This window comes from Halobellus rarus, assembly GCF_024494595.1.
GTDB classification, from domain to species: domain Archaea; phylum Halobacteriota; class Halobacteria; order Halobacteriales; family Haloferacaceae; genus Haloquadratum; species Haloquadratum rarum.
Window position 1 is genome coordinate 111,416 of the sequence record NZ_JANHDI010000015.1, and the last position, 8,334, is coordinate 119,749.

General features: G+C 62.3%; 6 protein-coding genes. 3 read left to right on the forward strand and 3 right to left on the reverse strand.

The features are described from left to right. The first annotated feature begins 85 nt into the window (after positions 1-85). Both NO876_RS17110 and NO876_RS17115 read left to right on the forward strand, forming a co-directional pair. Complete coding sequence (locus tag NO876_RS17110) at positions 86-811, forward strand: ABC transporter ATP-binding protein (RefSeq protein ID WP_256422886.1); 726 nt, start codon at positions 86-88, stop codon at positions 809-811. After that, on the forward strand, positions 808-1,512 hold the full coding sequence (locus tag NO876_RS17115) for an ABC transporter ATP-binding protein (RefSeq protein ID WP_256422887.1): 705 nt from the start codon (positions 808-810) through the stop codon (positions 1,510-1,512). The genes NO876_RS17110 and NO876_RS17115 overlap by 4 nt, the downstream gene beginning before the upstream one ends. Positions 1,513-1,567: 55 nt before the next feature. Here the strand turns inward: NO876_RS17115 and NO876_RS17120 are convergent, their stop codons facing one another. From NO876_RS17120 to NO876_RS17130, 3 genes are all read right to left on the reverse strand, one after another. After that, the gene (locus tag NO876_RS17120; protein WP_256422888.1) at positions 1,568-2,875 is read right to left on the reverse strand and encodes an ABC transporter substrate-binding protein; all 1,308 of its coding nucleotides are present in this window, start codon (positions 2,873-2,875) and stop codon (positions 1,568-1,570) included. A 149-nt stretch (positions 2,876-3,024) separates the two neighbouring features. Further along, entirely contained in the window at positions 3,025-4,713 is a 1,689-nt protein-coding gene (locus NO876_RS17125; protein WP_256422889.1) for an acetate--CoA ligase, read from the reverse strand. Between the two features lie 91 nt (positions 4,714-4,804). Continuing rightward, the gene (locus NO876_RS17130) at positions 4,805-5,566 is read right to left on the reverse strand and encodes an IclR family transcriptional regulator (RefSeq protein ID WP_256422890.1); all 762 of its coding nucleotides are present in this window, start codon (positions 5,564-5,566) and stop codon (positions 4,805-4,807) included. A gap of 895 nt (positions 5,567-6,461) precedes the next feature. Between NO876_RS17130 and NO876_RS17135 the strand changes: the two genes are divergently transcribed. Then, positions 6,462-8,334: archaea-specific SMC-related protein (locus NO876_RS17135; RefSeq protein WP_256422891.1), on the forward strand; the 1,873-nt coding region annotated here is incomplete at its 3' end.

Below are 8,334 nucleotides of genomic sequence, written 5' to 3' on the forward strand. Positions count from 1 at the left end.
TTTGAGGGTATCCATAAATATTGTGGATAGTCTTACTCCCCACGTCACCGAATTATTTATGTAGAATCGTCAGCAATCTCGGATCGTGTTAACCGCCACCAACGTCACTAAGAAGTTCGGCGGTCTGGTCGCTGTCGACGACGTCGACTTCTCTATCGACGACGAGGAGATCGTCGGGCTGATCGGGCCGAACGGGGCCGGCAAGACGACCCTGTTCAACACGGTCACCGGCGTCCACCCGCCAAACACCGGTTCGATCACGTTCAACGGCACCGAACTGATCGGGAAGACGCCCAACGAGGTCGCCCAGTTGGGGATCGCGCGAACGTTTCAGGCGGTTCGGACGTTCAACGAATCGACGGTCCTCGACAACGCGATGATCGGTGCCATCTTCGGCACCGACGAGTCGGTCTCGAAAACGGAGGCGACCGACCGCGCCCGAGAAGCGCTCGCGTTCGTCGGGCTCGACGATCGACGGGACGAGGAGGCCGGCGGCCTGACGATCGCCGACCGAAAGCAGCTCGAGCTCGCGAAGGCGCTCGCGGCCGAGCCCGAGCTCATCCTCGTCGACGAGATCGGCGCGGGGCTGACCCCGACCGAGATCGACGAGATCACCCGAACGCTCGAACGCGCACGCGACGAGCGCGGCGTGTCGGTGTTCTGGATCGAACACATTATGGAGGCGATCATGAGCGTCACCGACCGAATTATCGTCCTCAACCAAGGCGAGAAGATCGCGGACGGAACGCCGGCAGAGATCCGATCCGACGACAGAGTCACCGAGGCGTATCTCGGGGAGGTCGAATCGTGAACCTGATCGACGTCGACGGGTTGAACGTCCACTACGGCGATCTACAGGTTCTGTGGGACCTCTCTCTCGAGGTCCGCGACGACGATTCGGTCGTCACGATCGTGGGGCCGAACGGGGCCGGCAAGACGACCCTCCTCAAGACGCTCTCGGGCATCCTCACGCCGACGAGCGGCCGCGTCGAAGTCCTCGGGGCTGACGTCACGAGCATCGCCGCGAGCGACATCGTCGACCGCGGGTTCGTGCACGTCTCCGAGGAGCGGAACCTCTTCGGCGACCTCTCCGTCGAGGCGAACCTCCGGATGGGATCGTACACCAAGCGCGAGACGTTCGAGGAGAACCGCGATATGGTGTTCGAGATGTTTCCCGTGCTCGAGGACCGACGCGACAAGAACGCCTCCACGCTCAGTGGTGGTGAACAGCAGATGCTCGCGATCGGTCGCGGGCTGATGGCCGAACCCGAGGTCCTCGCGCTGGACGAGCCCTCGAACGCGCTCGCCCCCCAACTCGCAGAACAGGTGTTCCGAACCATCGAGGAGATCTCCGACGACGTGACGGTCGTGCTGGTCGAACAGCACGTCGACAAGGCGCTCGGGCTCGCCGACCGTGGCTACCTGCTCGAGAACGGCCGAATCGAGACGGAAGGCACCGGTCGGGAACTGCTCGAAAGCGAAGCGGTCAGAGAAGGCTACCTGCGCGGATAGCGCGACACTTTTCAGCGGTATCGGAGAATGCTCCGGGGCTTGACCCCGAGGCAATTCACGAGAGGATGTCGCTCGAGGGGTCGTACGCCGGGAGCGGCTCCGAGCGGAACTCCTCGGTCAGGCGAAGGTTGCCGTCCGGGTAGTAATCGGGCGTGCCCTCCTCGAAGCCGACCATTAGCTGCACGAGGTTGTCCAGTTCGCCCCACTCGGTGTACTCGATCGGCGAGGCGAACAGCGTGTCGAGTTCGATGTTCCTGATCGAGTCGGCGATGGAGACGGGGTTCGCTTCCCCGGCGTCCTCGATCCCCGCACTGATGAGGTCGCCGACGACGTACCCGACGGCGTTCAGTACGCCGAACCACTCGCCCGTCTCGTCGTAGAACCGCTGTCCGATCTCGGCGAACCGGTCGGAGAACGGGTCGGGCTGCGTCTGTGCGATGAATCCCTGGGTGACGGAGTCACCGAGCACGTCCGCCGACAGCTTCGCGTCGCTGCGCCCGATGACGTAGTCGGGATTGACGTTGTCGAGACCCTGTAGCTGGTTGTAGATCGTGAACACGCCCGGCGGGTGACTGGCCGTGATGAGCAGCTCCATATCTTCGGGCATCGAACGCAGATACGTCGTGAAGGAGTCCTCCCCGAACGGGGCGACCTCCATGTGCACGTCGACGTCGTCCGGGAAGATCGCGTTGATGCTCTGCTCCCACGCGCGGCCGTACGAGTAGTCGGCGATGACGGCACCGACGCTCTGCAACCCCTGGTCCTCGATGAACTGGCTCACTGCACGGGCGTTGGTCGGGGCCGGCGCGAGCCCCATCCGGAAGTTGTACCGCGACTCTCGGCTCAGGAACTCCGAGCTCCCGACGAACTGCGGGATGTGCGGAACCTGATTGTCCTCGGCGATCGGCGCGACGGTGAGCCCGATGTCGCTCGAGATCGACCCCGTCAGCACCACTGCGTCCTCCCTCTCGATGAGCTCCGTCGCGATGCTCGTCGCCTCAGCCGGGTCGAGTTGCGTGTCTCGGTCCTCGAAAGCGAGGTTCCGGCCGAGCACGCCGCCGTCGGCGTTGATCTCGTCGATCCGGAAGTTGAGTCCGTCGACGAACTGCTGCGTCGTCTGCGCGTACGGACCCGTGTAGGGCTGCAGGCCGCCGATGACGATGTCGCCCTCACCGCCGCTGTCGCCGGCGGTCGCGCCGTTGCTGTCACCGCCGCTGTCTCCACCGCTGTCTCCGCTGCCGTCTCCACCGTTCCCGTTGTTCATACACCCGGCGAGCGATCCGGCGACGACCGTCGCTCCCGTCAGCTTGATGAAGTTTCGCCTGTCAGTCGCACTCCGCTCACTGGTGTTACCAGATGGCATACTCCTAACTGTCTATCATCAACATATATACTTTTCTACTACGGTGCACGAGCGGCGATCGCGACGACGGAACTCCCCCTCCCGCGTGACCGTCGGGGTCGAATCGTTCCGGCAGCGACCGAGATTACTCGTTCCGGCAGCGACGGGGATCACTCTTCGTCGACTCCCTCGCGACTCCGGAGCGACTGCCGCCGGACCTTCCCCGTCGTCGTCGTCGGAATCTCGTCGGTGAACTCGACTTCTCGGGGGTACTCGTACTTGGCGAGTCGATCCTTGACGTGGGACTGCAGCTCCGCGACGAGCCCCTCGCTCGGATCGGACCCGTCCGTGAGGACGACGAAAGCCTTCGGGATCTCCCCGCGCGTCTCGTGGGGAATTCCGATAATGCCGACGTGCTGGACCGCCGGGTGCGTCAGGAGCACCTCCTCGATCTCCTTGGGCGCGATCCGGTAGCCGGAGCTGATGATGACGTCGTCCGAGCGGGAGTGGAACCTGAAGTAGCCGTCCTCGTCGATCGAGACGAGGTCGTCAGAGAGGAGCCAGCCGTCCTGAATCGTCTCCTCCGTCTTCTCGGGGAGGTTGTGATATTCGAGGAACAGCATCGGATCGCCCTCGTATCTGACCGCTAACTCTCCGATCTCGTGTGGTTCCTCGATCCGTTCTCCCGTCTCGGGATCGAGGACGGCGACCTCGTGTCCCACCGAGGGGACGCCGAAGTACCCGAGGCGGTGATCGCGGCCGACTGCGGGGTCGTCGCAGACGAGTCCCCCGATCTCGGTCGTTCCGTACCCCTCGATGAACGCGGCGTTCTCGAAGGTGTCTCCCACCCACTCGATGATGTTCTCGTCGGCGGCTTCGCCGCCGGTCGTCAGCGATTGGAGACTCGCGAGGTCGTACTTCGCCGCCGGGTCTTCCACCTGCATCATCATCCGGACCGCCGTCGGCGGGAGGTTGAGGTGAGTGACGCCGAGTCGGTCTATCAACTCGAACTCCACTTCGGGGTCGAACTGGTCGCCAGCGTAGCCTACGACCGGCAGACCGTAGAACAGCGCCGGGAGGACCATCCCGGGGAGCGACATGATCCAAGACCACTCCGAGACCGTCCGCACCACCTGATCGTCGTCGGTGCGGTGACACTGGAGGCTGAGGAACTGCGGTAACTCCCCGAGGAGGTGCCGGTGGGCGTGGACGACGCCTTTCGGCTGTCCCGTCGTCCCGCTCGTGTAGATGATGAACGCCTCGTCGGCGGCGGCGGTGTCCCTGCTCTCGAATCGGCGCGGCTGTCCGTCGATGGCTTCCTCGAAGGTGACCTCTCCGTCGCCGTCGAAGTCGCCGTAGGTGACAACCAACTCCAGGGAGTCGACCCGGTCGCGGACCGACCTGAGCGCGTCGATGGCGGCCTCGTCGACGAGGAACGCGGAGGCATCGCAGTCGGAAAGTCGATACGCCAGACCGTCGGATCCGAGTAGCACGGTCAGGGGAACGGAGACGGCGCCGAGTTTGAACGCCGCCAGGTGGCCGGCGAGCGATTCGACACACTGCGTCCCGTTTATCGCGATCCGGTCACCGACGCCGACTCCCTCCTCGGAGAGGTACGCCGCGAACTTGCTCGCCATCCGATCGACCTCCCGAAACGTGTACGACGTTCGATCGCCGTCGGGTCGGTCGAGAGACAGTGCAATGCGATCGGGATCGCTCTCGGCCCATCGCTCACACGCGTACTCGGCGATATTGAACGTCTCCGGGACCTGCCACTCGAACCACTCGCGGATCTCCTCGAGCGTCTCGAACCCCTTCTGGTGGAAGTAGTAGTTCTCGAGGTCGGCGGTCTCTGTCATCGTATCCGTGATTGTAACGGTCGATATTAAAAATGCGTCCCGGTCACTCGCTGGTCGGCGCACGGCGGACTGCGAGATGTTCGAACGTGCGTCAGGGCGCGTACTGATAGTTGACCGAGATGATGTTGGCCGACTTCTGGACCTCGTCGGCGAGTTGCTCGCGGTACTCCTCGTCGCGGAGGCGATCGGAGGGGCAGACGATCCCGACGGATCCGAGCACCTCTTCGCCGACCCGGATCGGGGCGGCGACCGCGCCCATACCGACGACCTGCTCGTTGCAGTCGATGCCGTACCCCCGCTCTCGGATCGTCTCGAGTTCCGATTCGAGTGCATCCGCGTCCGTGATCGTGTGTTCCGTTCGCGCTTCGAGACCGTGCTCGTCGAGGATTTCCTGAAACGCTTCGTCCCCGAGATGTGCGAGTATCACTTTCCCGCCCGCGTGCGTGTGGATCGGAGTCTTGAGGCCGGGATAGATCCCGAGCCGGAGCGATTCGGAGCCGAACTCGGTGTGGAGTATGACGAACCGTCCTCGCTCCTCGACGTTGATGCTGACCAGCTCGCCCGTCTTGTCCACCAGTCGTTCGAGTTCCGGCTTCGCTACGTGGAAGAGGCGGTTCCGGTACTTCACCTGTCCACCCAGTTCCAGCAGTTGAAACCCCAATCGGTAACTCCCGTTCTCGTTGATCACGTACCCCATCGAACGGAGGGTTCGCAGATAGTCGTGGACCGTACTCTTCGGGAGGTCGAGGCGTCGTGAGAGCTCCGCGACGCCGACCTCCTTCTGCTCTTTGAGCACGTCCATTATCTCGAAGGCCCGTTGGATCGTCTTCAGGGGCGGCGCATCGTCGGTCATCTCTACACGGTAGATGATTCCGAGGTGACCTAAAGACTCCGGTTATTTCGAACAGCTCTTTCAAATACCGCGACAGTTGGCGCCGGACCGAAATCGAGTCGGCGGCGGCGTAGACCGCCGCGTATGTCCCACAGATAAATCGTATGGCCGCCCCGAGGATCGGTTCGTCAAACGCTTCGGTCACTATCGAACCGCCGTCAGGCTTCAGAGGGCGTTGAGGCGGCCGGCACTACGCCGTCTCTTCAAAAGCGCGTTTCTGTCCCGGGCGGATCGGTATCACTGCGGGTAAATCGAACGCTAATTCGGATTCACTGAGCAGTACGACCGCTCGGCAGTTCCGATTTAGTCTTCACTCGCCCGACCACACCGGTATGAGACCGAACGCCCGATCAGTTGCGAACGCGACGGCCCCACCGTCGATTCGGCCGAGGCCCGTCGTCGTTCGGGAGATGCTGCGACGAACCGTACGGTCGACGTGGACAGACGATCGCGCCTAACCGGACGGAACTGCCGTCAACAGAGACCTCCGTCTCTGATCGCGGGCATCCCGGACTGGTTGACACCACGTAACGAAAGTACGACTGTTATCCATTTTCTCCCCGGGCTTCGATGTCCCGGTTTCTATACGGAAACACCAGCAGCCAATAAAATATCAGAATAAGTATGTTCAAATCGGGAAAAAGTTCGTTCCGGCCTCATATAGCGCCAAATTCCGGTGTATAGGAGAAATTGAAGAGATACTAAATTTTATATTTACTCCGTTGACAGCCGCTCCGTTCGTATCGGCACCAGACTCGCGGTAGTGCGGAGATGTCGAACGGGTCACGTGAGAGATAGTACTCGATGTCGAGTTCCTCACACAAAGTATATATACACAAGAACGGTTACATCGGGTATGGCGACCTCCGAACAACTGACTGACTCCGCTCATTTCTCTGTCGAGAACGTCGGCGGTATCGACCACACCGAAGTAGACATCCCACCCGGCGTGACCGTCCTCACGGGCAAAAACGCCACGAACCGCACTTCCTTCCTCCGCTCGATTATGGGCGCGATGGGCAGCGACCGCGTCTCGTTGAAGGGCGACGCCGACACCGGCCGAATCGAACTCACGCTCGACGGTACGACATACGAGCGCACGCTCACCCGCGCGGGCGACGGCGTCACTTTCGAGGGCGACGCCTACCTCGACGACCCCGAGGTCGCCGACCTCTTCGCGTTCCTCTTAGAAACCAACGACGCTCGCCAGGCCGCCGCTCGCGGCGAGCAACTCCGCGACGTCATTATGCGCCCCGTCGACGTCGACGCCATCCGCTCGGAGATCCGCAGTCTCGAAGCAGAGAAGGGCGATATCAACGACGAACTCGCCCGCATCGAATCCGAAAAGCGCGAACTGCCAGAACTCGAACAGCGGCGCACCCAACTCCGCGAGAAGATCGAGGACAAGCGCGACGAACTCGCCGACCTCGAAGACGACATCGACGACAGCAGCCGCGACGTCGAAGAAGGACGCAAAGAGCAAGCGGAACTCGAGGAGAAACTCCAGGAACTCCGCTCGACCCGCTCGGAACTCGAATCGATCCGCCGGAAGATCGAACGCCAACAGGAGAGCATCGCCTCGCTGAAACGCGAACGCGGCGACCTCGAAACCGAACTCGAGGAACTGCCCGAGACGCCGATGGGCGACCATCGCGACCTCGAGACCGACATCGAGCGGCTCCGCTCGGAGCGACAGGACCTCAACACCGAGATCAACGAACTCCGCAGCCTCATCCAGTACAACGAGGAACGGCTCGAAGCCGAAGACTACGATCTCTTGGAAGACGGCGGCGCGGCCGCGGAAGGCGGTGACGGCTCGGTGACCGACCAACTCGTCGCCTCCGATTCCGAGACGGTGGTCTGCTGGACCTGTGGCTCCTCCGTCGAGCGCGAGCAGATCGACTCGACGATCGAGCGATTGAAATCGCTCCGCACGGAGAAAGTCGAGGAACTGAACGACATCAAAACGACGCTGGAAGAGAAGAAGCAAGACCAGCGGGAGGCGACGAAGAAACAGCGCAAGCGCTCGGAAATCGAGCAGAAAATCGACGACATCGAATCGGAACTGGACCGCCGCGACGAGCAGATCGACGCGCTGAAGCAGAATCGCGAATCCCTGACTGCAGACGTCGAAGACCTCGAATCCGAGGTCGAAAGCCTCGAATCGGCGGACTTCGAGGAGATCCTGTCGCTGCACAAGGAAGCGAACCAACTGGAGTTCGAGATCGACAGTCTGGAGTCGGATCTCGAGTCGGTGACCGAGGAGATCGAAGCGATCGAGGCGGACGTCGAGCGGGCGGACGAGCTCCGCGAGGAGCGCTCGGAGTTGGTCGAGGAACTCACCGACCAGCGGACGAAGATCGACCAGATCGAAGCGGAGGCCGTCGACTCGTTCAACGAGCACATGGAGTCGATCCTGGAACTGCTGGGCTACGAGAACATCGAGCGGATCTGGATCGAGCGGATCGAGGGGGCTGGAACGAGCGAGGGGCAGACGCGCTTCGAGTTGCACATCGTGCGGACGACCGAAAACGGGGCGGCCTACGAGGACACGATCGACCACCTCTCGGAGAGCGAACGGGAGGTGACGGGACTGATCTTCGCGCTGGCGGGGTATCTGGTCCACGACCTCCACGAGACGGTGCCGTTCATGCTGTTGGACTCTTTGGAAGCGATCGATTCGGACCGGATCGCCGACTTGGTGGAGTACTTCGCGGACTACGCGGACT